We start from the raw sequence: 25114 nt of genomic DNA on the forward strand, positions 1-25114 counted from the left end.
AGAAGTTGGCTGCTTCGGGGCGTGATTATAAGCTCCCGATTTGAGAATGTGCAAGGGTTGGCGCGAAAAAGTCGTCTTTTTTCGCATTTTTTTTATCCGCCCCGCTTGCAAGCCGCATTTTCCCGTCATTTGCCCCGGTTTACCCCTGCTCACGGGGCGTCAGGCGGATGCATCCACGACGTGCCGCGCGGCTTATATTTGCGCAATAACTGCTGATGCAGGCCCGACAGCACCGGCAATTTGGGGTTGCGCGGATCCAGGCGGCGCACGCCGGCGATGAAATCGAGCGCCTGCTGGCCCATGCGTTCATCCCAGCCGCCATGCTCGAGGCATTTCAGCACGGCCACGGCCGCGTTGAACACCACTTGCGGGTTGTCAGGCAGGCGCGTGACGGCTTCGCTCATCAGGTCGACGGCGCCGCGGAAGTCGCCCTCGCCCGCCCTGGCCGCGCCGGCCGCCACCATGTCGGCCACTTCCTGGCGGCTTTGCCGCGCCAGCGCCTTGGCCAGCTCTTCGCGTCCCGCCTGTTCGAACACGGCCATGGCGCGCGTCATGGCGGCGCTGTCGGGCGCATTGCGCATCACTTCGCGCATCACCTCGGCGGCGCCATCCTCGCGCCCATGCGCCAGGCAATGGCGCGCCAATTCCGTCTTCAGCGTATTCGAGCCGCCGCCGCTATGGCGGTTGGCCGCCAGCGCCGCGTCGAGCGACTGCTGCAGCCTTTCCTCGTTGCCCGTATGCGCATGCAACATGGCGCTGCACAGCGCGCTGCACAGTTCCGCGTTCTTTTGCCCGCCCATCGACTTGTCGAGATCGCGGATCACGGCGCCCACCTGCAGCGGGTCGCCCTTGCGCACCAGCGTCTGCACGAGGCGCACATGGTCTTCCGGATCGCGGAATTCCGAATACTTGGCCTTGCTGACGACCAGTTTCAGGGCTTTCTCCGCCATCTCGATATCATCGGCGGCCAGGGCCGCCTCGCCCAGGCGGCGCAGGCGGCGCACGGCATGCGGCGACAGGGCCACCGCTTCGCTCAGCGCCGCCTGCGCCAGTTCCGGCTTGCCTTGCGCCAGATGAGTGCGGGCCAGCCAGTCATAGGCGTCGAGAAAGCGCTTGTTGTTTTCCAGCAACCCCTCCAGCGTGCCCTGCGCCGCGTCGTACTCGCCCAGCAGGAACTGCGTCTTCGCCTGGCCCAGGCGCGCCCAGCCGATGGCCTTGCTCTCATACAGCGCCGCATAGATCGGCTCGGCATCGGCAGCTTCGCCGAGCAGCAGATGCAATTCGGCGCGCAGGCGCATGAAATCGGTCGCATAGCGCGGATACAGGCTGGCGCCTTCGGTGCAGGCGGCAATCGCGGCGCGCTCGTTGCCCACATCGATCAGCGCATACACGGGCACGAAGGCGTTGCGCTTGTCCAGCGCGCGGCCGATGCGTTCGAGCATGCTGTCAGCGGTAAACGGCTTGAGGATGTAATCGGTGGGCAACAGCTCGACGGCGCTGACCACCTTGGCAAAGCTGCCTTCACCCGTGACCATGAAGAACATGGTCGAGGCGTGCATCAGCTTGTGGTGGCGCAAGTCTTCCAGCATCTGCTGGCCATCCTGCCCGCCTTCGAGGTCGTACTCGCACAGGATCAGGTCATACGATTTGTTGCCCAGCATGCGGATCGCCTGGCCCGAGCTGGCCGCGTCATCGATCTTCGCCAGGCCGCACAGGTTGAGCATATTGTGCAGGCTGGCGCGCATGCCCGGATGCGGCTCGATGATCAGTGCGCTGAGACCCTTGAGTTCTTTCATGTCGTGATGTCCGAAAACTCAGCGGCGCACCACACTGGTGCATGGCGCCAGCCAGCATGAGGCTGCCGAGTATATGACGGCGCCGCGCGCAAGGGAATGGCGCGGCGCCGAAAACCAGCAAGGAAGCCGGCAAATCAGCCGGTGGCGCGCTCCGGATGCCACAGTTGCGGTTCGTGGTCGATCAGGTCGAGCAGTGCGGCCACCACTTCCGGGTCGAACTGGCTGCCGCTGCGCTGTTCGATATATTCACGCACCTGCGGATATGGCCATGGCTCCTTGTACGGACGTTCGTGCAGCAAGGCATCGAAGACATCGACCACGGCGACGATGCGCGCGGCCACGGGAATGTCGCGCCCCGCCAGGCCGTTCGGATAGCCGGCGCCATCGAAATGCTCATGGTGGCCGCCGGCGATCTGCGCGCCATACGTCAGGTAGCTGACGCCGTCGACCATGTTGGCGGCGCGCTCGAGGATGGTGCGCCCGACGCTGGCATGCAGCTGCATCTGCGCCCTTTCCTCGTCCGTATGCTTGCCCGGCTTCAATAGCACGGCATCGGGCGTGGCCACCTTGCCCACGTCGTGCAGGATGCTGGCCAGGCCGATCATGTCGAGCAGCTGCGGCGTGAGCTCGTCGGCATACACGCCGCGCTGCTGCATGCGGCGGGCGATGGCGTCGGACAGCTGCTGCACGCGCCGCACATGGCCGCCCGTGTCGCTGTCGCGGAACTCGGCCAGGTCGGCCAGGGCCACCACGGTGGCTTCCTGCGCCTTGCGCAGCTGGCCGAACATGTACAGGTTGTCGAAGGCGGCGGCAATGCGCTGGCAAAACACTTCCAGCAAGTCGCGCTGGATCTGCGCCAGCGGCCACGGCGGCGTGACGGAAATGGCCAGCTCGCGGTTGCCTTCCGTATGGATGAACAGCACGTTGGCCGGGTGCTCGAACTGGCTGCGCTTTTCCGCGAACGCCTTGTCGATGGTCGGCGTCAGCGCGTGGTCGGCCGGCATGGCTTCGGACTCGGCCAGCACGGCATAGGTGCCCGTGGCGGCTACCACCTCGGGCCGCCCGGCACCGCCCTGCATCAGGCACAGCACGCCGTCGGCGCCCACGTCGAGGATGGCGCTGACCTGGTTCAGCACGCCGGAAGCGAATTCGCGCAGCGAATGGATCTGGTACAGATTGGTGGCGCCGGCCAGGATCTTGCCCAGGCCGATGCGGCTGCGCTCGAGCATCATCAGGCTCTCGTAGGCGCGCAGGGCCGAAATGACGGTGGTAAACAGCTTCTGTGTCGTCAGTTCCGTCTTGGCCTTGTAATCGTTGATGTCGTATTCGATGATCACGCGCTGCTCGGGCGCCTGGCCCGGCTGGCCCGTGCGCAGCACGACGCGCACGATGGCATTGTTCAGGTCGGCGCGGATGCGCTTGGCGAGGATCAGGCCGGCATCATCCGTTTCCATCACCACATCGAGCAGCACCAGCGCGATATCGGGCGTGTCGCGCAGGATCTCATAAGCCTCGCGGCCGCTGTAGGCGGAGAACAGTTCCAGTTCGCGCCCCTTGAAACTGACATTGCGCAGCGCCAGCCGCGTCACCGCATGCACATCGACATCGTCATCGACAATCAAGACACGCCACAGGCGCTGGTCGGGTGCGGCCAGTCCGGCAGGACTCGCCACCGGCTCATCCTCGTCGAGCAGCCAGTTATCATCTGCATCGGCTTTGAGGTCGGTCATGGATACTCCTAAGGGGTAGATTCGCTGTGGATGCTGCTTTGACGCCTATCAAGCATAATCAGATTAGATGTTGCTTACAACAGGATTCTGCGTGTCAGCCTCGCCAGCCACCGGGCTCGGCGCAGGTACGGACGCGCCACTGCGCGTCTTGCCGCCACAACTGTCCTGCGCCGGCTCGACCGCCTGGTAGCGCACCTCGTACTTGCCCGCGCTGAGCTGCTCGACGGCCAGCTTGTCATGCGCCAGGATGAACAGATAGCGCACGTTCGAACGCCGTTCCGTGTCATACAGCTTGACGAACACGGGCGTGGCATTGGCGCGGTTGTCGATGCTCAAGGTCAGCTCGTCACCCTTGTTACTGATCGGAAAACCGTCCACATAGCCGGACTGCGCCGGCCAGGGTTCGCCATTCGGCGCCACCAGCGCCGCGGACTGGGCCGTGCCATCGCAGACGGGCTGCATGGCTTTCAAGCTCAGCTGGGACACGGCCAGCACACGGATCTCGGGCGCCCTGGCCTGCTGCGGTTCCGGCGCATACGGCTTGCCCACGGCCCAGCTATCGACCGCCACCGGCTCGCCCTTCAATGCCGGCGGCAGCAGGGCGCTGGCGCCCGGCGTTGCCGTCTCCGTGCGCGGCTTGGCGCCATCGCGCGCAAAACCGCTCCAGGCCGATACCAGCGCGGACGGCATCGGCTGGGACGTATCGAGCATCAGCAAGGCGCCCAGCCAGCCCAGCAGCAAACAGATCAACAAACTCAGCCACCAGCGCCAGTTGCGCCAGACCGGTCGCGCGCCACGCCGCGGCTTGCCCGACGGCGGTGGCACATCCTGTGCCCAGGCGTGATCATGCGCATGGTGACGGCCATCCTTGGCCTTGCCTTCTTCGTGGTGGGTGCTTTCCAGCCATTCGATTTCCCACTCCTCGGCCGCGATCCACTCGTCATGCTCGCGGCGCCGCTGGGGGTCGGACAAGGTGCCATAGGCGCTGTTGAGGATAGCCATGATGCGGGCAGCCTTCTCGTCGCCGGGATTCTTGTCTGGATGATATTTCTGGCTGAGGGCCTTGTACGCGGCACGTATGACTTCCTGCGGCGCCAGGCGCGCCACTTTCAGGTTGTCATAGTGTGTATGTATCTTTCCCATCGTTCTATCTTGAAATCGGTGCGCGGCGACGGGTTCTTGCCGGATGGAACCGTGCTGTATCAATCATCATATACGATATGACAAGATAATAACCACCGGCGGACAGGAAATTGCAGGGCGTTAACGCCCTGCCTTGATATTACAGCCGGTGGCTGCGGTCGCCTGACAACAGGGTTTCCGGCAATTCCACCCGGTGTCCCACCACCAGCACCTTGAACAATTCGCCCATCTCGGCCGGCGACAGCAGCTTTTGCACGGCGCTCGCCTGCGGCAGGTAAGCCTTCGCCTGCTCCGGATCCGTGCGCAGCAGCAAGTCGCCGATACCGGCGCCCAGCAGGAAGGAGGCCTGGTTCATGTAGCCGAGCACATCGAGGCCCGCGTCCTGCGCCGCCACGGCCATGGCCGTGAAATCCACGTGGGCCGTGATGTCCTGCAAGCCGGGCAGATAGAATGGCTCCGCATGGGCATGGTGGCGGTAATGGCACATCAGCGTGCCCGTGGCGCGCTGGCCCAGGTAATACTCGTGCGCGGGAAAGCCGTAATCGAACAGCACGGCCGCGCCACCCTTGCCGGCGGTCAACATGCGCGCCAGCGAACGCATGAAGCCGCAGGCGACGCCATGAATCTCGCTGACATAGCCGACCGGCAAATCGTCCGCGTCGGGCACCTGGGCGGCGATCTGCGCCGCCACCTCGGCGCCGGCAAGGCGCTCGACAAAGACAAACTGGCCATCGGCAATGCTGACGTCGAGCTCGCACCAGCCGGCGGGCGTCTTGCTGATCAGGTTGACGGGCATGGCGTCCAGCACTTCATTGCCGAACACGGCGCCTTCAAAACTGTCGGGGAAGCCGTCGAGCCACACCACCTGCGGGAAGGCGGCCAGCGCCAGCTCCTGGCGCGCGCGCAATTCGCCGGACAATTCGACGATCGCATACTGTTCTACAGGGATGCCGGCGCTGGCCGCTTCCGTCAGGATATCGCAGGCCAGCTTGCCCGTGCCGGCGCCGAATTCGAGGATGCGCGGGGCCGTTTGCGCCATAATAGCGGCTGCCACGTGGGCCAGGGTGGCGCCGAACAGGGACGAGATTTCCGGCGCGGTTGTAAAATCGCCATCTTTGCCCAGCTTGGCGGCACCGCCGCTGTAATAGCCGAGGTCGGGCGCATACAGCGCCAGCTCCATGAAGCGGACAAAGGGAATGGCGCCGTCGTTGCGCGCGATTTCGGCGGCAATCTGGTGCTGCAAGGCATGGGACGCGGCCAGCGCGTCGCTATCGGGTGCGGGAAGAGACATTCCCGCATTGTAGCGAATCGGCGGGCCAGGCCGCCAGTGCCGCCAGTTCACCGACTACTTCAACCATATATAAAGTACATGAATCCAACGCACATGACGCAAGCAAGGCCGGCAGACGGCACACCCCGCGTCGCCCTCGTCACGGGCGCGGCGCGGCGTATCGGCCGCGCCATCGCGCTGGGCCTGGCGCGCGACGGCTGGGACATCGCCGTGCACTACCGCGACTCGCGCGACGACGCCATCAGCCTGGTGGCGGAAATCGAGGCGCTGGGCCGGCGCGCGCACGCCTTGCCGTGCGACCTGGCGCAGGAAGCCGGCGTGCGCCAGCTCTTGCCGCAGGCGCAGGCGGCGCTGGGCCCCGTCACTTGCGTAGTAAACAACGCATCGTTGTTTGAATACGACAATGCCGGCGATTTTTCCGTCGCCGCGCTGGACGCCCACATGCACGCCAACCTGGCCGCGCCCGTGCTGCTGGCGCAGGCCCTGTACGAAGCCACCCCAAGCGGCGGGCAAGCCGTGGTCATCAACCTGCTGGACCAAAAACTGTACAATCTCAATCCTGATTTTTTGTCGTACACCCTGTCCAAGGCGGCGCTGCTGTCGGCGACCACCATGCTGGCCCAGGCGCTGGCGCCGAAAGTGCGCGTGGTGGGCATCGCCCCCGGCATCACCATGGTCTCGGGCGAGCAAACGGAAGCCAATTTTGCCAAGGCGCATGAAAATACGCCGCTGGGCCGTTCCAGCACGCCGCAGGATGTGGCCGACTGCGTCTGCTATGTGGCCGGCGCGCGCGCGCTGACGGGCACCACCCTGCTCGTCGATGGCGGCCAGCATCTGATCGGCCTGCCGCGCGACGTCATGTTCCTGGCCAAATAATCAGCAGCCCTACCGACTACCCAACAAAAATATTAGCATTCAAGCATTCCCTTAAAAGGTAAAACTATGTCGTCCGCCCTGTCCCACCCTCGCCTGGCCGATTGCCGCCGCCTGTTCCTGCGCAATTACGAAGTCCTCATCAATATCGGCGTCTACGACTTCGAGAAAAAGGGCGAGCAGCGCGTCCTCATCAACGTCGACCTGTACATTCCCCTGGCCCTGTCGACGCCGAAGGATGACCAGCTGGAAGAGGTGGTCGACTACGACTTCATGCGCGAAACCATCGCCAAGCGCATGGCGCAAGGCCACGTGCAGCTGCAGGAAAGCCTGGTGGACGACGTGCTCGCCGCCATGCTGGCGCACCCGCGCGTGCGCGCCGCGCGCGTGTCGTCCATGAAGCCGGACGTGTATCCCGACTGCGAAGGCGTGGGCGTGGAAGTATTCAAGATCAAGGATGAAGCATGAACAACGCAGTGATGGAAACGGCCGTGGAAATCCCGGCCAACGTGGAAGCGCAGAAACTGGCGCGCAAGAAGGCGGAAAAGATCGCCCTGGAAAACAACAAGCTGCACAAGCGCCTGTGCCGCCTGGTGGGACAAGCCATCGGCGACTTCAACATGATCGAGGACGGCGACAAGGTGATGGTGTGCCTGTCGGGCGGCAAGGACAGCTATGCGCTGCTGGACATCCTGATGACCTTGCGCGAACGCGCGCCGATTCATTTCGACATCGTCGCCGTCAACCTGGACCAGAAGCAGCCGAACTTCCCCCCGGAAATCCTGCCCGCCTACCTGACGGAACTGGGCGTGGCCTTCCATATCGAAAACCAGGACACCTACAGCATCGTCAAGCGCCTGATTCCAGAAGGCAAGACCACATGCTCGCTGTGCTCGCGCCTGCGCCGCGGCATCCTGTACCGCGTGGCCGATGAGCTGGGCGCCAACAAGATCGCCCTCGGCCATCACCGCGATGACATTCTGGAAACCTTCTTCCTGAATATGTTCTTCGGCGGCAAACTGAAAGGCATGCCGGCCAAGCTGCAGTCGGACGACGGCAAGCACATCGTCATCCGCCCGATGGCGTACGTGAAGGAAGAGGACACGCAGCGCTATGCGGAAGTCAAGGGCTTCCCCATCATTCCATGCGACCTGTGCGGTTCGCAGGAAAACCTGCAGCGCAAGCAGATCAAGGGGTTGATGCGCGAATGGGACAAGAAGTTCCCCGGCCGCGTGGAAAGCATCTTCTCGGCGCTGTCGAACGTGGCGCCTTCGCACCTGATGGACCCGAAACTGTTCGGTTTCAAGGACTTGAAGGCCGATGGCGTGGCCAATCCCATGGGCGACATCGCGTTTGACGAAGAGCCATGCTCGACGCCGACCACCTTTGGCACGATCGCGCTGCAACCGCTGCAAGCCTAAGCCTCCCTGCTGAAATCGTTGTTTCGCCGCCACCGCCCAGGTGGCGGCATCCTGCCTCTTTCCCCTTGCGTCCATTTGATGTACCGTAGTCTGCTCTGCCGGTACGCGATGTGTCACGCGCGCATTCCTGTCCGGCGGTCAGCACGCATTCTTCCGACAACCTCACTGGAATGAACCATGACGCCATCCGCGCTCAAGCGCCCCCTGCTGTGTTCCCTGCTTGCCCTCAGCCTCGCCACTGCCTTCGCCGCGCCCGCGCCAAGCGACCAGCAGGCGGACCGCTGGGATCTGGCCGCGCTGTACCAGAACGACGCCGCCTTCGACGCCGATGCCCAAAAGCTGTCGGCGCAGCTGCAGCAGCTGGCCGCCTGCAAGGGCCAGCTGGGCAGCACGCCCGCCCGCCTGAAAAGCTGCCTGGACCTGTACGCGGAGGCGCGCAAGCGCGTCAACACGCTGTACGTGTATGCGGCGCAGTATTACGACCAGGATACGGGCGACAGCAAGGGTAACCAGCTGAACCAGCGCGCCGCCCTGCTGGGCAATGAGTTCAACCAGGCAACGACCTTCTTGCAGCCGGAAATCCTCGCCCTGGGCGCCAGACGCATCGACGCCATGCTGGCGAAGGACAAGGGCTTGCAGCTGTACCGCTTCCAGCTGAGCAACATGCTGCGCAGCGCGCCGCACACGCTCGACGCGGCCGGCGAACAGCTGGTGGCGCAATTCGGCCTGGCGACGGGTTCCGCCGCCACCATCTACCGCACCCTGGCCAACGCGGAAATCCCGTGGCCCAGCGTGACTCTGTCGGATGGCAAGGAAGTCCGGCTCGACCAGGCGGCCTACACGAAATACCGGGGCGACGACAACCGCGCCGACCGCAAGCGGGTATTCGACGCCTTCTTCGGCAAGTGGAAGGAATATGAACGCACGTTCGGCGAGACCCTGTACGGCCAGCTGAAGACGGATGCCGCCTACGCCAAGGTGCGCCGCTATGCCGATTCGCAAAGCGCCGCGCTCAATGCCGACCACCTGCCGCCGGCCGTCTACCAGACCCTGATCGCCCAGACCAACGCCAACCTGCCGACCCTGCACCGCTATTTCAAGCTGCGCGCGCGCATGCTGGGCATCAAGGATCTGGCGTACTACGACATCTACCCGCCGCTGCTGAAAAGCGAACGCACCTTCCCGCTGGCCGACGGCAAGCAGATGATGCTGGCCTCCGTCGCGCCGCTGGGGCCCGACTATGTCAAGACCCTCGCATCGGCCGTGAACGCGCGCTGGATGGATGTCTACCCGCGCCCGCGCAAGGTAGCGGGCGCCTACATGAATGGCGACGCGTATGACGTGCATCCGTATGTGCTGCTCAACTACACGGACAACTACGAAGCCGTCAGCACGCTGACGCATGAATGGGGCCACGCCATGCACTCGGTGCTGGCCAACAAGGCGCAGCCGTCGATCTATGCGCCATACAGCATCTTTGTCGCGGAAATCGCCTCGACGACGAACGAGGCGCTGCTGCTCGACGCGCGCCTGAAGCAGGCCACGGATGACGACGAGCGCCTGCTGTACCTGGGCGCGGCGCTGGAAAACCTGCGCGGCACCTTCTTCCGCCAGGCCATGTTCGCCGAGTTCGAGGCGGCCATCCACGGCAAGGTGGACAAGGGCGAGTCGCTGACGGGCGAGCAGATGACGGCCATCTATGCCGACATCCTCAAGCGCTACCACGGCGAAGCGCAGGGCGTCATGACCATCGATCCCGCCTACGCGCTGGAATGGGCCTACGTGCCGCACTTCTACCACGGCTTCTATGTGTTCCAGTACGCCACCTCGATCGCTGCGGCGCAGGATTTCTCGCAGCGCATCCTCGACAAGGAACCGGGCGCGCTGGCCGCCTACCTGAAAATGCTCAGCGCGGGGGGTTCGGCCTACCCGTATGAGCTGGTGAAGGCGGCCGGAGTCGACCTGGCATCGCCGAAGCCGTACCAGGCGCTGGTGGCGCGCATGAACGGCATCATGGACCAGATCGAGGCAATCGAAGGCAAGCGGGGAAAGTAAAACCCGGCAGCGATCGTTGCAGGCGTAGGTCGGCTTGGCGCAAGGCGCCTAAGCCGACACCACCGGCAACGCCAGCAATTTGTCGGATTACGCGGCTTTGCCGCTAATCCGGCCTGCCGCTTTCTACTTCCGCCGCCGCAAACGCCGCCGCATCGCTCTCGAACATGTCTTCCAGCTCCTCGCGCGCCTGGCGCGTAAGCGACATGACTTTTTGCTGGTCCTGGAAGTGTGGCGCCACTTCCAGCAGGGTTTTCAGGTTATGCCGGCCAAAGATGCCGGCCGCGCGCTGCGCCCGCTCGACGCTGTAGCCCACCTGCTGCAAGGTCTGCTCGCCCAGCAGCAGGGCCGCCGCGAACGTCTCGCGCTCGATCAGGGTCACGCCGCGCTTCATCAACTCATAGTAATGCGTGACGTTGCGCGCGCGCGCCAATATCGTCAGCTGCGGCAGGCGCAGGCGCACGGCGTCGACCAAGGCCAGGCTATCTTCCACGTTGTCGATGGCGATCACCAGCGCCTTCGCCTTCTCGATGCCGGCCGCCACCAGCAAATCCACGCGCGTGGCGTCGCCATAGAACACCTTGAAACCGAACTTGCGCAGCAGCTCGATCTGGTCGGGGTCATGGTCGAGCACCGTCACACCGATCTTGTTGGCCGCCAGCAGGCGGCCGATGATCTGGCCAAAGCGGCCGAAACCGGCGATGACGATGGGATTGTCCTGCGCCTCGATATGGTCGTCGGGGCGGCGTTTCTTTTCGCCTTGCAGGCGCGGCGCGACGAATTTGTCATGCAACAGCAGCAGCAAGGGCGTGGCCACCATCGACAGCGTCACCACCACGACCAGCAAGGCCCCCGTATCCGGCGTGAATACGTGCGCGGCCACGGCGGCGGCAAATACGACGAAGGCAAATTCGCCGCCCTGCGACAGCAGCAGCGCAAAGAACAGCTGCTGGCCGCGGGGAATGTCGAACAGCTTCGACAGGCCGTACAGCAGGGCGATCTTGATGGCGACGAAGCCTGCCACCAGCGCCAGGATCAGCAGGGGCTGGGCCCGCAGCACGCCGAAATCGACAGACATGCCGACGGCGATGAAGAACAGGCCCAGCAGCAGTCCCTTGAACGGTTCCAGGTCGCTGATCAGCTCATGCCGGTATTCGGAATCGGCCAGCAGCACGCCCGCGACGAACGTGCCCAGGGCCATCGACAGGCCCACCGATTCCATCAGCACGCAGATGGCGATCACCAGCAGCAGGGCGAACGCCGTGAAAATCTCGCGCAAGTCCGTCCTGGCGATGAAGCGCAGGATGGGATTGACGAGGAAGCGCCCGCCGATCACCAGCGCCGCCAGCACGGCCGCCAGCTTGGCCACGCGCAGCCAGCCCGGTTCGCCGCCATGCGTGGCCAGCCCGCCCAGCAGCGGCACCAGCGCGATCATGGGAATGGCGGCGATATCCTGGAACAGCAGGATGGAAAAGCCGGCGGAACCGGCCGGCGTGCTCATTAATTTACGTTCGCCCAGGGTGGCCAGCACGATGGCCGTCGACGACAGCGACAGGCCCAGCGCGCCCACCAGCGCCGTGCGCCAGTCCACGCCGAAGGCCATGGCGGCCGCGCACAGGCCCGCGCTGACGAGGGCCACCTGCGCCCCGCCCCAGCCGAAGATGGGACGGCGCAGCAGCCACAATCGCTTCGGCTCCAGTTCCAGGCCGATCAGGAACAGCAGCAGCACCACGCCGAATTCGGAGAAGCTGAGGATCACCTCGACATTCTTGATCAGCCCCAAACCCCACGGCCCGATGACGATGCCGGCCACCAGGTAGCCCAGCACGGCGCCCATGCCCAGGCGCTTGGCCAGCGGCACCATGATGATGGCCGCCACCAGGTAAAACAGTATGTTGATGAGGAAGCTGTGGTGTTCCATGCGCGGCCCGGGAAAACATGTGGATGAAACGACATCATGCCTGAAATGCCGGCACTCGGGGAGCGCCGCTTATTTCATGAAACTGGCGGGCCTCGCATCGACGCGCATCACCGGATACAGGTTCAGCCGCTCGTCCCACGAAGCGTGGCGGCGGGCAAAAAATTCCAGGCGCGCAGCCGGGCTCCCGGCAAACGCGGGATCGTCGGCCAGTTTCTGGTGAAACTGCGCCGCCAGCGCCGGGTCGGCCGCCAGCTGCGCGCGCGCCACGTCTTCGGCGACATATTCCTCCATGTATTCCTTGCGCTCGAAGGCCGTATTGAAACTGCCCCAGGCCAGCAGCGAGTCGGGCGCGCGCGGTTCGAGCATGGCGACGACCAGACGCGCCTTGGGCTGGTTGACGGGCACGTACAGCGCCCCCGCCTCGACCAGGCGCTCTTCTTTGCGCCATTCGCCCTGCACCGCCGCCGTTTGCCGTCCCTCGAACGACTGCGCGCCAAACTTGACGGCGCTGGCGCGGAAGGTTTCGACGGCCAGCTTGCCGGGCGCGGTACCCAGCACCTGATACGACACGCCATGCTGGCGCAGCTTGGCCGCCACCATCTGCGCCTGCGCGGCGGGCACCAGGTAGCCGGCCTTCGGCGCGGCCAGCTGCAGGTCGGGCACGATCTCGTCGCGCAGCGGCACGTTCCAGATCTGCGGCGTGGTTTCATCGTAGCGCGTCATCAGCGCGCCCGACACCTCGGACGGCGTGCGCGTGTAGGCATAGCCGCGAAACGCGATCATGCGGCTCTTGTCCGTGGTTTTATAGGTAAGCGGCAAGGTGCTGCCGGCCAGCTGCGTTGCGCGCTGGTCCGCCTCGAGCGCCGTTTGCCGCCACTGCGCGCCATGCTGCGCCACTTGCGACAGCAGCGACACGATGGTGTTGCGCGTGATGCGCACGCGGGTCGGATAATCCTTCCACGAATGGGTTTCCACCAGCATGCCGAAGCGGTTGCGCAGCAGGAAATAACCGTGCGAGAAGCGCGGGTTCGGCGCCGAATCGACAAAGCCCGATTGCGGATTGTCGTTCTCGGCAAACGAGATATAGAACGGCTTCGGATCCGAGCCCTGCTGCGCCAGATCGGCCAGCACATTGTCGCGCAAGGCCGTACCGGCCACGCGCAAGGCGGCGTCGCCCGCATGCACGGGTTCGACCTGGATCGAGATATCGGGTTCGAACTGGGCGCCATCGGTGACGTGCAGGTCGACGTAGGCCAGGGGATCCCAGGCGTTCACCAGCGCCAGCATGTGCTGCATCTCGGGCGTATCCGCCTTCATGTATTCGCGGTTCAGATTGTAGTTCTGCGCCGTGCTGCGCCAGCCCATTTCCACGGGGCCGCGCTGGTTCGGGCGGTTCCACTGGCCAAAGCGTTCATGGCCATCGACATTGAAGACGGGGACGAACAGCAGCACCTGCTTGTCGAGCGCGCCGGGCGCCGCCTTGCCGTCCAATACTTCGCGCAGCGCCAGGAAGCCGGCATCCTTGCCATCGATCTCGCCCGCATGGATGCCGCCCTGCACCAGCAGCACGGGCAGTTTGCGCCGCGCCGCCTCGGCCGGCGTCAAGGCGCCCGTTTTGGAGACGGCCAGCGCCAGCATGGGGCGGTTTTCCGGCGTGCGGCCGAATTCAAAGCAGCGCACCTGCTTCGGGTAGCGCGCCTGGAACTGGCGGCACAAGGCTTCCACTTCCGCATGGCGGCCCGTGTGCAGGAATGCCGAGCGTTCGGCCACCGTCGTCAGGGCGGGAGCGGCGTGCGCGCTGGCGGAAAACACGGTCAACAAGACGGCGGACAACAGGGTGTGGCGTAGCATGGGCAAACTCCATCGAGAGAGGACAAGCGGGCAATTATAGGGTGGCGGTGGCGAAAAAAACGCGCCGGAAATGAAAAAAACCGGAACAGCATGCGCCGTTCCGGTGTGTTTTTTTAATGCCCACCTGCGGCCGGCATTGCGCCAGAAACCAGGTGATGGCGCGCTATCAGGAGCCGAAGTGGTAGTTGAATTCCACCCAGCCCTGGCGTCCCTGCGGGCTGAAACTGCCCACCGGGTAGTACGGCCAGCCGCCGCTGGTGTCGCGCTTGATCTTGTCGAAGACGTTGTTGACGATCAGCGACAAGGTGGCGCGGTCGTTGATGCGGTACACGGTGCTGATGTTGGCCAGCGCCGTCGGCGTCAGATAGCCCGTGCTGGCGGCGTTCGGGATCTTGCCGTAGCGGCTGACCAGCAAGGTGTTCGACCAGTCGCCCGCGCTCCAGTTCACGCTCAGGTTCAGCTTGTCGGGCCAATCCATGTTCGTCAGCGATTTCGTCTCGTCGATCTCTTCGTCGCCGACGAATTGCTGCGACTTCTTGCTCAGCACCTTGGCATAGTTGGCCTTGAAGGCGAAACGGCCGTAGTCCGTCGTGCGCAGCAAATACTTCAGGCTCACGTCGATACCGCTGCTGCTCTGTTTTGCCGCATTGATCGGATTGACGGTGATGGTCTTGATTTCGCCGGCGCGGTTCAGGGCATTGGCCGCGAAGCGCTCGACGCGTCCCAGGGTATCGACGCAGGTCGGCGAATTGATATCCGTCCTGCCCAGGCGGCAATCGGCTTCATCGCGCAAGATCTTGTCGGCGCTCAGGTTCGTCACCAGATCATCGATCTTGATGTTCCAGTAATCGACGGAGACGTCGAAGTTCGAGCTTGGCGACCAGACGGCGCCGACGCCAAACGACTTGCCCTTTTCCGACTGCAGGTCCTTGCTGCCGTTCTGCACATAATCGGCGCCTGGCGACTTGTTGGCGAACTCGCAGCCTTCGATGGCCTGGCCGGCCGCGCCGCAGCGGTAGTAGTCGGTGGTGCTCGAGTAGTAACCGGTGCCGCGCGCCTTGTAGATGTAGTTCATGTCCGGCGCGCGGAAGCTGGTGGCATAGTTGGCGCGGAACAGCAGCTCCGGCGCGGGACGCAGTTCCAGGCCACCGTTGTAAGTGAACTTGCCCTCGTGGCGGCCGGCAAAGCTGTAGCGGTCATAGCGGCCGGCCAGGGTACCGGTCAATTTTTCATGCAGCGGCAGGTTCAATTCCGCGCCCAGCGCATAGCGCGTGCGGGTGCCGGCCGTCACGTCCGATGGCGTGGCGACATTGAAGTAGCCCTGATTGATGCGCGCGTCGGGTGTATTGCTGAAGCCCTGCTTGCCCACCTCGGCGATGGTGGCGATCTTGGCGGCGCCGGCCGGCAGCTGGAACAGGTCGCCGTTGGTGGCCAGGCTCAGGGTATTCGTCCAGGCCTTGTCGTCGCTGTTGGCATAACCGGTGATGCTGTCAAATTCGGCCGCCGTCACGCGGCGCGACAGGCGGGCCGGATCGGGTGCGTAGATCGGCACGCCATTCGCGTCGGTGCCCAGTTTCGGACCGAGGAAGAAGCTGTCGATGTTGGCCAGCGCGCGCGGCGTGTGGCTTTCGCTCTTGTACATCGAAGCGTTGTAGTTCGCTTCATACTGCCAGCTGCTGGTGCCCGGCACGCGGCCCTTGGCGCCCAGCGAGATGGCCGTGGCCATGTCGTCCCACTTGCGGTTGTAGCGCGACACGCCGCCCATTTCCTCTGGCGATATATAGCGCGTCCACGCCTCGTAGGCATTGGTGTTCTGGTTGCGGAAGTAGCTGCTGCCTGTCGACGACGAAGTCCAGCTCGGTCCGCGCGTATTGTTCTCGGTCGAGTTCTTGCCGATCAGGAAATCGGCAAACAGCGTCGTTTCCGGCGACAGCTCGTAATTGGCGCTGCCGAAGACGTTCTGGCTCTGGTTCTTGGTTTGCGTGGTCCAGTAGGTCGGGCTCACCTTCGGGCTGGCGCAGTAGCTGCCGTTCTTGGCCTGGTACTTGATGGTGCTGCCGCCGAACAGGTCGCCAAACTGGCTGCAGGTATCGCCCAGGTCCACATACTTGCCGGAGGTACCCGCCTGCACCAGGCGGCGCGAAGCGATATTCGTCGGCGTGCCCGAGCGGGTGGCCATGAAGTCGCGGTCCAGGCTGGACAGCGAATCGCGCTGGCTCAGCTCCACGCTGAACAGCGTGTGCAGCTTGTCGAAATTGCCGCCGCCTGTCAGCTGCACGCGCTGGTTGCCGCCGCCGCCGCGCGTGGTGCCACCGGCCTTGACGTTGATATCGAAGCCTTCCGTCTGCTTTTTCAGGATCACGTTGACCACGCCGGCAATCGCGTCCGAGCCATAGATGGCCGAGGCGCCGCCATTGAGGATCTCGATGCGGTCGACGATGCTCGACGGGATATTCGCCAGGTTGGTGAAGTTGACCGTGCCTTCATAGGCGACGGGGAAGTCGGCCAGGCGGCGCCCGTTCAGCAGGATCAGCGTGTGGTTCGGACCGAGGCCGCGCAGGCTGATGGTATTGGCCGACGGCGTGAAGGTATTGCCGAAATCCTCGCCCTGGGTAAAGCCGCTGTTCTGCACCTGGTTGGTCAGCGCGTCGAAGACGTTCTTGTAACCCTGCTTGGTGATTTCATCGCCGGTCAGGATGGTGACGGAAGACGGGCCTTCCAGGCTGGCGCGGGGAATGCGCGAACCGGTGACCACGACGGCCTGCGGGGTGGCCGCCGGCTGCTTGTCCGCTGCGGGCGCTTGCGTTTGCGCGTGCGCCTGCCATGCGGTGCCGCCCAGGATGGCCAGTACGCCAAGGCTGAGCGGGGTTAACTTGAACTGTTTCGACATCGTTGCGCTTCTCAAGGTTGGAGAAAGCCGAAAGATAACAAGATGCCAGCGTTTACAGAACGAATGGATTCATCTTTCTATATATCATAATTGTTATATAGAAATATTTCTGAGCAGAAAACCGCCCCCCATTTGGCGGGGCGAGAGGCAGAAGTCCCCGTCTTATCGTTGCATTACAGCAATTTCCTTGTAAGCGGGCCGCAGCACGCGCAGGGCCGTGTCCGCCGGGCTCTCCACCAGTCCCAGCAGCCTGGTCGCGCCCGTGGCCGGATTGCAGCTGCCGCTGGCGCGGTAGCGCAGCGCCGCCGCCAGCATCGCTTCGCCCGTGTCGCCCAGCGCATGCTGGTAATCGTCCGCCACGCTGCAGGTGGGCGCCATGCCGTCGGCATAGTCGCCAAAGCCCTTGGCATTGACGCCCTGGAACTGCACGGCAAAATACGTGGTGCCGCAGTTCGGTTCGGGATAGAAGCCATACGGCTTGCCGCATGTGGCGCCGCCGATCAGATTGACCTCGACATCGACGCCGCGCAAGCCATTGATGATCGATTCGGTGGCCGAGCAGGTATTGCCCGTGGTGAGCAGGGTCACGCGCTTGAGAGCGAGGGCAGGCAGCGGCGTGCCCTTGGCGAGCGGATTCGGGCCGGGAAAGCCCTGGCTCTGCGCGTGAAACGGCAGCGGGGCTTCCGGCTTGCTCTTGTCGTTGAAGAGCACCTGCTCGAACGTCTTGCCGGCCGTCGCCTGCGGACCGGCGATCATGTAGGCCAATTCGCTGGCGACATCGAGCAAGCCGCCGCCGTTATAGCGCACGTCGAGCACCAGGTCGCTGATGCCGGCCGCCTGGAAGACCCGCATGGCGTCGACCAGCTGGCGCTCGGCCACATTGTTGTGCGTGTTGAAGGTCAGGTAGCCGACCTTGCCCGTGGGCGTGTCGATGATGCGCTGGTTGAGCACGGCGCTGGTGGCGACCTCCAGCGCTTTCAGGCTCGCGCTCACGGTCGCGCCGTCGCGGCTGAAGGCCAGCGTGTGCGTGCCTTGCGCATCGGGAAACAGGCCCGCGTTGATGATATCCACGCTGGCCTGGCCGCCGGCATTGACGAAATCGACGCCATCGATGGCTTGCAGCACGTCGCCGCGCCGCAAGCCAGCCAGGTCGGCCGGCGAACCCGGCTCCACGATCGTGATCACGGCCTTGCGCGGCGGCGAGGCCTGCGTCATGGCCAGCAGCATGCCATAGCCAAACTCCACGCCATTGAGCGAGGCTTCCCATTGCGCCGTCGCGTAAGTGAAATGAAAGCGGTCCTTGGGCTTGCCGGATGCCGTCGTGGCGGTCGTTTTCAGCACATCGAAATACGCCGTGGCCGTGCCGAAGTTCTGCGGCAGATAGGTCGTCGGCACTTCGCGGTACCACAGATAGGTTTCATCGATCCAGCTGCGCACCCACGTCTGCTCGTCGAGCAGGGTGCCCGGCTTGTCCACGCTGCTGCCGCTGCGCGGCTTCTCGCAGCGGTTCGCCACCGTGGACGAAGCCACCAGCGCCGTTGGTCCGGTCGGCGTCACCGGTGGCGCGACAGGCGCGCTGCCACCCCCACCGCCGCCACCGCAGGCACTCAAGACGCAGACGAGGGAAACGGCCAGGCAGGAGAGGCGCAGGGCAGGCATGGCATACTTTCCAGAAAGAAATTATCTGAAAATTATAATGCGTTTCCGGCGGCGGCGCTGTTTTCCCTGACACGAAAAAATGGCGCCCGCAGGCGCCATTTCGTCACAGCATGCCATTCACGCCATCAGGCGACGGTGGCCGCCACCGGTGCCGCCACGGCGATTGGCACCACGGGCGGGGCGTTGAAGGCGATCAGCAAGCTTGCCTCCTTCTCCTTGGCCGCCTTCAGGTGACGCTCCTTCACATGGCCATAGCCGCGGATGTCTTCCGGAATGCTGGCGATGGCCACGGCTTGCGCCAGTTTGGCCGTCGTCAGCTTGGGCAGCAGGCCGCCCACCGTCGCGCGGTATTCAAGAATCAGCGCGCGTTCCATCTTGCGTTCGGCCGTGTAGCCGAAGATGTCGAACGCGCCGCCGCGCAAGCCCTTGAACTTGGCCAGCACGCCGAACGCCTTCATCATCCATGGGCCGAATTCCTTCTTGACCAGGTGACCCTGGGCATCGGTCTTCGCCATGATCGGCGGCGCCAGGTGGAACTTGAGCTTGATGTCGCCTTCGAACATGGCGGCGATCTTCGCCTGGAAGGCGCCGTCCGTGTACAGGCGCGCCACTTCGTACTCGTCCTTGTAGGCCATCAGCTTGTAGAAGTAGCGGGCCACGGCTTCCGTCAGGCGCAGGTGCGGGCCATTCAGGGCGCTTTCGGCGGCGCGCACCTGGCCGACGAAGTCCAGGTACTGCTGCGCATATGCGCGGTCCTGGTAAGCCGTCAGCAGGGCCACGCGCTTCTCGATCAAATCATCGAGCGTTTCGATGCGCTTGAATTCCACCACTTTCGCCGGCGTCGTCATGCGCACCAGGCTGGCCGTATCGTGGGCACCGGCGCGGCCCCAGTTGAAGGCGGCCTTGTTGAACGCCACCGAGACGTTGTTCAAGTCGATCGCCTTCATGATGGCCGCTTCGCTGAGTGGCACTTTGCCCTTTTGCCAGGCATAGCCGAGCATGAACATGTTCGTCGCGATGGAGTCGCCCATCAGCGCCGTGGCGATCTGGCCCGCGTCGATGAAGTCGACATGGTCGCTGCCACAGGCTTTTTCGATTTCCATGCGCGCCGAGGCGCCGGGGAATTGCCAGTCCGGGTTCTTCACGAAGGCGGCCGTCGACGAGCTGGTCGAGTTGATCATGGCCCAGCTGCGTCCTTCTCCCATGCGCGACAAGGCATCGCGGCTGGCCGTGACGATCAGGTCGCAGCCGATGACGAGATCGGCCGCACCGGTGCCGACGCGCGTCGAGTGGATGTCTTCCTGGTGGTCCGCCAGGCGCACGTGCGACATCACGGGGCCGCCCTTCTGCGCCAGGCCGCTCATGTCCAGCACGGAACAGCCCTTGCCTTCCACGTGGGCCGCCATGGCGAGGATCTGGCCGACGGTGACCACGCCCGTGCCGCCGATGCCGGTGACCAGGATGCCGAACGGCTCGACCGTCGAAGGAATATCAGGCGTCGGCAAGGCCGGCACTGCCGGCGCGTCCTTGTCGGCGGCAGCCGCCTTCTTCGGCTTTTTCAGGCCGCCGCCTTCCACCGTCACGAAGCTCGGGCAGAAACCCGTCGTGCACGAGAAATCCTTGTTGCAGGACGACTGGTTGATCTGGCGCTTGCGCCCCAGTTCCGTTTCCAGCGGTTCCACCGACAGGCAGTTCGATTGCACGGAGCAGTCGCCGCAGCCTTCGCAGACGGCTTCGTTGATGACGGCGCGCTTGGCCGGGTCCGGGTATTCATTGCGTTTCCGGCGGCGGCGCTTTTCCGAAGCGCAGGTCTGGTCGTAGATCATGGCCGATACGCCAGGCATGTCGCGCAGTTCGCGCTGCACGTCCATCAGTTCCGAACGGTGGCGCACGGTGACGCCTTCCGCCCAGGCGTAATCGTCCGGGTACTTTTCCGGTTCGTCGGTGACGACGATGATCGGACCGACGCCTTCGGCGGCGATCTGGCGCGAAATGATGGCCGGCGACAGCGGGCCGTCGAATTCCTGGCCGCCCGTCATGGCCACCGCATCGTTGAACAGGATCTTGTAGGTGATGTTCACCTTGGCCGAGACGGCCGCGCGGATGGCCAGGATGCCCGAGTGGAAATACGTGCCGTCACCGAGGTTGGTAAACACGTGCTTTTCATTCGTGAACGGCGCCTGCCCCACCCAGGTGACGCCTTCGGCGCCCATGTGGGTAAACGTCGAGGTCTCCCTGTCCATCCACAGCACCATGTAGTGGCAGCCGATGCCGGCCAGCGCGCGCGAGCCTTCGGGTACCTTGGTCGAGCTGTTGTGCGGACAGCCCGAGCAGAAGAACGGCGTGCGGTCTTTCTGCGGATCGGGTTTCACGCTGATCGCTTTCAGCACATTCTCTTTGGCTTCCAGGTAGGCGATGCGTTCCTTCACGCGCTGCTCGACCGGGTGGCCCGCGTAGTAGCGCGAAATGCGGCTGGCAATGGCGCGCGCGATCATCGCCGGGTTCAGCTCATACGTGGCCGGCAGCAGCCAGTCGCCGTGGCCCGTGCCCTTCTGGTTGCTCCACTCGCCCGTGTCGTCGAACTTGCCGACCACGCGCGGACGCTCGCCATCCTTCAGGTTGTACAGCTCTTCCTTCAGCGCGTATTCGAGGATCTGGCGCTTTTCTTCCACCACGAGGATCTCGTCGAGGCCCTTGGCGAATTCGTGCACGCCGTCCGCTTCCAGCGGCCAGGTCATGCCGATCTTGTACAGGCGGATGCCGATGTCGGACGCCGTCTGCTCGTCGATGCCCAGGTCGGCCAGCGCCTGGCGCGTATCGAGGTAGGATTTGCCGGCCGTGATGATGCCGATGCGCGCCTTCGGGCTGTCCCAGATGATTTTATTGAGCTTGTTGGCGCGCGCATACGCCAGCGCCGCATACCACTTGTAGCTGTTCATCCGCACTTCCTGCTCCAGCACCGTGTCGGGCCAGCGGATGTTCAGGCCACCGGCCGGCATCTCGAAGTCGGTCGGCAGGGTGATCTGCACGCGGTCAGGATCGAAGTCGACGGCGGCGCCCGACTCGATGATGTCGGTCACGCATTTCATCGACACCCACAGGCCCGTGTAGCGGCTCATGGCCCACGCGTGCAAGCCGTAGTCGATGTATTCCTGCACCGACGACGGATACAGCACGGGGATGCCGCAGGCGTTCAGGATATGGTCGGACTGGTGCGCCGTGGACGACGATTTCGCCGCATGGTCGTCGCCGGCCAGCACCAGCACGCCGCCATGCTTGGCGGAACCGGCGTTATTCGCGTGCTTGAACACGTCGCCGCAGCGGTCGACGCCGGGGCCCTTGCCGTACCACATGCCGAAGACGCCGTCGTATTTCGCGTCTTCGAACAGATTCGTTTGCTGCGTGCCCCAGACGGCCGTGGCGGCCAGGTCTTCGTTCAGGCCCGGGTGGAATTTGACGTGGTGCTCGTCGAGGTATTTTTTCGCCTTGATCGCCGTCATGTCGACGGACGTCACGGGCGAACCGCGGTAGCCGGTGATGTAGCCGGCCGTATTCAGGCCCGCTTTCAGGTCGCGCTCGCGCTGCAGCATGGGCAGGCGGATCAGCGCCTGCGTGCCCGTCATGAAGGCGCGGCCACGCTCGAGCGTGTATTTGTCGTTCAGGGAAATGTCGGCCGCGTGCGGGCCTGGCTCAAGACTCGAGCCCTTGACTGGTGCATTCATTACTTGTCTCCATTATTCTCGGTGCTACGCGTGCAAAGTCGGTTGAACTCACACGTACCGGCCGCGCTTTGTGAGCATGCCGGTGCGGAAAAATGACTTGTTTGTCGTAGACTACCACAGGAATGCGTGCAGTTCTTTGCTGCACTGCACTCCCAGGCTGCTGCTATTTTTACTACTATTTGTTACAAAGCAACATTACGCCGCGTTCGTATCTTTCAGCACGCCGCGCTTGATCTGGTCCAGCTCGATCGATTCGAACAGGGCGCGGAAATTGCCTTCGCCGAAGCCCTGGTCGCCCTTGCGCTGGATGATCTCGAAGAAGATCGGACCGATCACCGTCTGCGTGAAGATTTGCAGCAGCAGTTCGCGTTCCGTTTCCGTGCTGTGGCCATCGATCAGGATGCGCAGGCGGCGCAGTTCTTCCAGCTGCTCGCCATGGTTCGGCAGGCGGCGGTTGACCAGCTCATAGTAAGTTTCAATCGTATCCTGGAAGTCGATACCCGTATCGCGCATGCCTTGCACGGACGCGTAGATATTGTCCGTGCCCAGCGCGATGTGCTGGATGCCTTCGCCATGGTACTCGTCCAGGTATTCGGCGATCTGCGACTTGTCGTCCGACGATTCATTGATCGGGATGCGGATCTTGCCGCAAGGCGAAGTCATGGCTTTCGACTTCAGACCCGTCAGCTTGCCTTCGATGTCGAAATAGCGCACTTCGCGGAAGTTGAACAGGCTTTCATAGAACGTCGCCCATTCCTTCATGCGGCCACGGTGCACATTGTGCGTCAGGTGGTCGATATAGGTCAGGCCATGGCCGACCGGGTTGGCGACGGCGCCCGGAATGGCGACGAAATCGACGTCATAGATGCTGATGTCGCCGATGCCGCCCGGGGCGGCCGCGTCCGGCTTGTCCGCGCCCTTGCCGCGCCAGCGGTCGACGAAATACAGCAGGGAATCACCCACGCCCTTGATGGCGGGGATATTCAGTTCCATCGGACCGGTTTTATTGTCGAAACCCCAGGCGCCCAGTTCCAGCGCGCGGCGGTAGACGAAGGCCGCGTCGTCGACGCGGATGGCGATGGCGCACACGGACGGGCCGTGATGGCGGGCAAAACGCTGCGCGAACGAATCTTGTTCGGCATTGATGATGAAATTGATGTCACCCTGGCGGTACAGGGTCACATCCTTGTGGCGGTGGCGCGCGATGGCCGTGAAGCCCATGTTCTCGAACAGCTTGCCCAATGCTTTTGGGTCTGGTGCTGCATACTCGACGAACTCGAAACCATCGGTACCCATCGGGTTGTCCCAAGGCTGAAATTGCATGATGTCTCCTCCAAGAAGTAGCGCACAGTATAGGCGCGGTCTGTGGGCATTAAATGCCAAAGATCTCCCGAACAATCATGATTTGCGCAATAATATTGCGTGAAACAAGAACCACCGGAGGAAGCATGAGCAAAATTACGCTGGATAAAACGGACCGCAAGATCCTCGCCGTCCTGCAGGCCGACGGCCGCCTGTCGAATCAGGACGTGGCCGAGCAGGTCAGCCTGTCGCCGTCGCCATGCTTGCGCCGCGTCAAACGGCTGGAAGAAGCGGGCGTGATCCGCCAGTACGTGGCCCTGCTGGACCCGGAAAAGATCGGCCTGGGCTTGCTGGCCTACGTCAACGTGCGCCTGGAAAAGCACAGCGACGCCACCGCGCACAGCACGGCGCGCGTGCTGGCGCCCAACCTGGTGACGAACACGTCGCCGCGCGCCGACTTCGCCGTAGCCGTGGCGCAATGGCCGGAAGTGGTAGCGTGCTATGCGATGACGGGGGAGATGGATTACCTGCTGCGCGTGCACGTGGAAGACATGGAGCATTTTTCCCGCTTCATGATGGCGACCCTGCTGCGCCACCCGGCCGTGCTGGACGTCAAATCGAGCTTCGCCTTGCAGCGCATCAAGGATACGACGGCCCTGCCGCTGCTGTAATTACTCGGCTGGCGGCGGCGGCGGGGGGAGCACCGGCTTCTTGCGCCCCGGCAAGCGCTCGAACAGCTTGTACGCGGCGCGCGCATTGGCCTTGAACGTGTAGTCGAACATGGCGAACTGCTCCTGCACGGCTTCCTGCAGCATGCTCGATGGGTTCGGCGGCAATAGTTTCAAATAAGCATCGGCTTCGCCATAGTCGCGCTGGATTTCCATGCCCGCCTTCTTGGCGATATGCATCATCGTCTTGTTGGACGACAAACAATGCATGTACAGGGTGTCGACGTCGTTGTTGCGGCAGTGGATCGCCGCCCGCTCGAACAGTTTCGAACCCACGCCCATGCCGCGCATGGATTTCGACACGGACACGCCAAACTCGGCCACCTGCTCCTTGTCCGTCACCATGCTTTTCGCCGGCGACTGGTCCTTCGGCGCAAACGCCAGATGCCCCACGCCCACCAGCTTGAACAAGCTGTTGTAGACGCCGTAAATCATGTCGCGCGAAAAATCCATCTTCTGCACGTACTGCGCCACGAGTTCGTCGGGCAAGGCGCTGCCGAAGCGCAGCAGCCTGTCGCTGCGCTCGAGCGAGAGGAAATGCTTCATCATGCGGCGCCGGTCGCGCTCATGCAGTTGCTTGACGAGCACGGTCGGCCGCGCGCCGCCGCTACGGCTGAGCCAGCGGCGAAACGGGTTTTGAAACAGCTTGGGTAAGGTCACGTCGACTCCTGGAAGCGGTGCTGCCGCACGTCAAGTCATTATTGTGCAGTGCAGCATCATGGCGCCATTGTAGCG

General features: G+C 63.6%; 16 protein-coding genes. 5 read left to right on the plus strand and 11 right to left on the minus strand.

Annotation, left to right across the window (positions count from 1 at the left end; translation table 11 throughout):
- Nucleotides 1-149: 149 nt before the first annotated feature.
- From O0880_RS17255 to O0880_RS17270, 4 genes are all read right to left on the minus strand, one after another.
- Nucleotides 150-1796 carry a tetratricopeptide repeat-containing response regulator gene (locus tag O0880_RS17255; RefSeq protein ID WP_289887738.1) on the minus strand — a complete coding sequence of 549 codons (1647 nt, stop codon included), beginning with the start codon at nt 1794-1796 and terminating at the stop codon, nt 150-152.
- 134 nt (nt 1797-1930) lie between these two features.
- Nucleotides 1931-3526: a DUF3369 domain-containing protein gene (locus O0880_RS17260; protein ID WP_071325701.1), complete on the minus strand. Its 1596-nt coding sequence runs from the start codon at nt 3524-3526 to the stop codon at nt 1931-1933.
- Between the two features lie 63 nt (nt 3527-3589).
- Nucleotides 3590-4669 (minus strand): J domain-containing protein, encoded by a 1080-nt coding sequence (locus O0880_RS17265; protein ID WP_289887741.1) that lies wholly within the window; start codon nt 4667-4669, stop codon nt 3590-3592.
- A 139-nt stretch (nt 4670-4808) separates the two neighbouring features.
- Nucleotides 4809-5960, minus strand: a complete 1152-nt coding sequence (locus tag O0880_RS17270) for an SAM-dependent methyltransferase (protein ID WP_071325703.1) — start codon at nt 5958-5960, stop codon at nt 4809-4811.
- A gap of 93 nt (nt 5961-6053) precedes the next feature.
- On the opposite strand from O0880_RS17270, the gene O0880_RS17275 reads away from it, so the two are divergent.
- From O0880_RS17275 to pepF, 4 genes are all read left to right on the plus strand, one after another.
- On the plus strand, nt 6054-6836 hold the full coding sequence (locus tag O0880_RS17275) for an SDR family oxidoreductase (RefSeq protein ID WP_289887743.1): 783 nt from the start codon (nt 6054-6056) through the stop codon (nt 6834-6836).
- A gap of 66 nt (nt 6837-6902) precedes the next feature.
- Complete coding sequence (locus O0880_RS17280; RefSeq protein WP_046682033.1) at nt 6903-7301, plus strand: dihydroneopterin aldolase; 399 nt, start codon at nt 6903-6905, stop codon at nt 7299-7301.
- Nucleotides 7298-8254, plus strand: a complete 957-nt coding sequence (ttcA, locus tag O0880_RS17285) for a tRNA 2-thiocytidine(32) synthetase TtcA (RefSeq protein WP_289887744.1) — start codon at nt 7298-7300, stop codon at nt 8252-8254. Before O0880_RS17280 ends, ttcA begins: the two co-directional genes overlap by 4 nt.
- Before the next feature lie 177 nt (nt 8255-8431).
- Nucleotides 8432-10309, plus strand: coding sequence for an oligoendopeptidase F (gene pepF, locus O0880_RS17290; RefSeq protein ID WP_289887745.1), 1878 nt, complete (start codon nt 8432-8434; stop codon nt 10307-10309).
- Nucleotides 10310-10412: 103 nt separating this feature from the next.
- On the opposite strand, the gene kefC is transcribed toward pepF, so the two are convergent.
- The 6 genes from kefC to hppD all read right to left on the minus strand — a co-directional run bounded on the left by kefC (nt 10413) and on the right by hppD (nt 23672).
- A complete protein-coding gene (kefC, locus tag O0880_RS17295) occupies nt 10413-12227 on the minus strand; it encodes a glutathione-regulated potassium-efflux system protein KefC (RefSeq protein ID WP_289887746.1) in 1815 nt (604 codons plus the stop codon).
- Between the two features lie 69 nt (nt 12228-12296).
- A complete protein-coding gene (locus O0880_RS17300) occupies nt 12297-14078 on the minus strand; it encodes a M14 family metallopeptidase (RefSeq protein WP_289887748.1) in 1782 nt (593 codons plus the stop codon).
- Between the two features lie 166 nt (nt 14079-14244).
- On the minus strand, nt 14245-16968 hold the full coding sequence (locus O0880_RS17305) for a TonB-dependent receptor (protein WP_289887750.1): 2724 nt from the start codon (nt 16966-16968) through the stop codon (nt 14245-14247).
- A gap of 162 nt (nt 16969-17130) precedes the next feature.
- Nucleotides 17131-18627, minus strand: coding sequence for a S41 family peptidase (locus O0880_RS17310; RefSeq protein WP_289887752.1), 1497 nt, complete (start codon nt 18625-18627; stop codon nt 17131-17133).
- A 125-nt stretch (nt 18628-18752) separates the two neighbouring features.
- Nucleotides 18753-22349, minus strand: coding sequence for an indolepyruvate ferredoxin oxidoreductase family protein (locus O0880_RS17315; protein WP_289887753.1), 3597 nt, complete (start codon nt 22347-22349; stop codon nt 18753-18755).
- A 195-nt stretch (nt 22350-22544) separates the two neighbouring features.
- Nucleotides 22545-23672 (minus strand): 4-hydroxyphenylpyruvate dioxygenase, encoded by a 1128-nt coding sequence (hppD, locus tag O0880_RS17320; RefSeq protein WP_071325712.1) that lies wholly within the window; start codon nt 23670-23672, stop codon nt 22545-22547.
- A gap of 125 nt (nt 23673-23797) precedes the next feature.
- On the opposite strand from hppD, the gene O0880_RS17325 reads away from it, so the two are divergent.
- Nucleotides 23798-24322 (plus strand): Lrp/AsnC family transcriptional regulator, encoded by a 525-nt coding sequence (locus O0880_RS17325; protein ID WP_034753092.1) that lies wholly within the window; start codon nt 23798-23800, stop codon nt 24320-24322.
- Here O0880_RS17325 and O0880_RS17330 read toward each other — a convergent pair whose 3' ends face one another.
- Complete coding sequence (locus O0880_RS17330) at nt 24323-25039, minus strand: GNAT family N-acetyltransferase (RefSeq protein WP_289887755.1); 717 nt, start codon at nt 25037-25039, stop codon at nt 24323-24325. It lies immediately after the preceding gene.
- Between the last annotated feature and the right edge of the window lie 75 nt (nt 25040-25114).

This window comes from Janthinobacterium sp. SUN118 (assembly GCF_030397695.1).
In the GTDB taxonomy this organism is placed as follows: Bacteria; Pseudomonadota; Gammaproteobacteria; order Burkholderiales; family Burkholderiaceae_D; genus Janthinobacterium.